The sequence below is a fragment of the Streptomyces sp. NPDC104309 genome, from assembly GCF_055584025.1.
Genome location: NZ_JBVJMV010000039.1, coordinates 76,805 through 78,714, shown reverse-complemented (window position 1 = coordinate 78,714; position 1,910 = coordinate 76,805). Strand labels below are relative to the sequence as shown.

The following is a 1,910-nucleotide window of genomic DNA, read 5'->3' as shown; positions in this document are numbered from 1 at the left end:
CTGCAGCTACTGCTCGCAGCCTGGACCGGCGCCTGCCCCACCTGCCACCGCGACATACCAGCACTCGCACCAACCTGACCAAGCCCTACTAGGACCTCGGGTGCACGACAGGAAGATTCAGTTCGCACTGTGTGAGCCGCCGGGGGTATCAGTCCGCACAGCCAGACCCGGTACGCTGCACTCCGGTTTTTCGGAAGCGCGGAAGCACGGAGGCACGAAAGCGCGAAAGCGCGGGGAGCGGAGGGCGCGTGTACGCGCGGGAACGGGCCGACGACGTACTGCGGATGCACCGGCTGGCCCGCTCCGGCGGATCGCGGGAGCTGCTGCGCTGGGTGTCCGGCCGGGCGGGGGGCTGGGCCGGACTGCTCGACGGGGACTGCACCGTCCTGCACGGCGTGGTCCGGAGCCCGGACAGTACGGTCACCGATGCCGCCGAGGCCGCCGCGCTGGCCACCGAGGGCGCCAGGGAACTGGCATCGCTCGGCGCGCGCTCCTTCTCGTTCGACAGCGGTTCGCACACCGCGCTGCTGTTCCCGCTGGACGGTCCGCCCGACGCCTCTCCCCCGGTCCTGGCCGTCGTCGCCCCGCGCCCGCTGCCGGACGGTCTGGTCGGGCTTCTCTCCGACGTCGCGATGCCGCTCGCCACGTGCTGGGCCGCGGAGTCCGTGGAACGCAAGCGCCGGCGCGTCGACCTGGCGGAGTCGCGCAACCGGGAGGCGGTGCTGCATCTGCTCATGACCGGCCAGCTGTCCATCGCGCATCAGGTGGCGGGCGCGCTGAGGCCCGCGTTGCCCGACCCCGTGCAGGTGTGTGTCGTGGAGTGCCCGGCAGGCCGCCGGGACGAGGTCGCGCGGAACTGCGCGGAGCTCTCCCGCGGCCGGTCCTGGATCGTGCGCTGTCCGGTGTACGCGCGCCATCTGATCCTTGTCGTGCCCGCCGGTCCGGACGGCGCCGAACAGCAACTCGGCCGACGGGTCGCCGACGTGGTGGACGAGTGTGTCGTGGGGGCGAGCGAGGACGTACCGCTGTCCGACACGGCGACCGGGTACCGCCAGGCCTTCCACGCCCTGGCCGTGGCCCGCGGGCTGCCCGCACGGCACGCCCGCTTCGGCTCGGCGTCGGAGGCCGCCCTGGTGGTCGGTGCGGCCGGCGCGCGGTGGGCGGACGCGCTGCTGAACCCGCTGCTCACACACGTACCGCGGCGCAGCCATGACCCGGGGAGCCAGGAACTCGCGGCGACGCTGGCCTCCTGGCTCGCGTTCTCCTCGCACGCGACGCAGCATCTGAAGATCCATCGGAACACCCTGGCGGCACGGCTCCGGCTGATCGGCGAACTGCTCGGCCTCGACCTGAGCCGGATCGCCGACCAGGCCGCCCTCGATCTGGCCCTGCGCGTCCGCGCCACGCCCACCGTGCTCCGGGCGGTCCCCCCGGACGAGGCGGAGCCCCGGCCGCCCTACCGGCTCGACGACATCCTGCGTGGACCGGCCGTCCAGGAGTGGGCGGCCCGGCAACTGCGCCCGCTCACCGCGTCCGGCGCCGCCCGAAGCACCGCCGATCCGCGAACGACCCTGCGTACCTGGCTGGACTGCGAGGCCCAGCTCGGGGCCACGGCCGCCGCGTTGGGCCTCTCGGTGCCGGGGGTCCGCAAGCGCCTCACGCGCCTCGAATCCACTCTTCAGCGCTCGTTGCTGCAGGCGCCGAGCGCGCGGTACGACCTGTGGCTGGCCTTCCGGGCGCTGGAAGTCACGGGAACCGGCGCCGCCCGGTGAACCGAAACGGGGGCGTGGGGGGGGGGGGGGGGGGGGCGCCCCCCCCCCCCGGGGGGGGGGGGGGGGGGGGCGCGCCCCCGGGGGGGGGGGGGGGGGGGGGGGGGGCCGCGCCCCCCCCCCCCCCCCGCCCGCCCGCGG

Annotated in this window: 1 protein-coding gene; it reads left to right on the top strand. The window is 75.3% G+C overall.

All coding sequences use genetic code 11. The features are described 5' to 3' along the window. Window positions 1-284: 284 nt before the first annotated feature. The gene (locus ACZ68L_RS36620; RefSeq protein ID WP_469586259.1) at window positions 285-1,772 is read left to right on the top strand and encodes a helix-turn-helix domain-containing protein; all 1,488 of its coding nucleotides are present in this window, start codon (window positions 285-287) and stop codon (window positions 1,770-1,772) included. The last annotated feature ends 138 nt before the right edge of the window (window positions 1,773-1,910 follow it).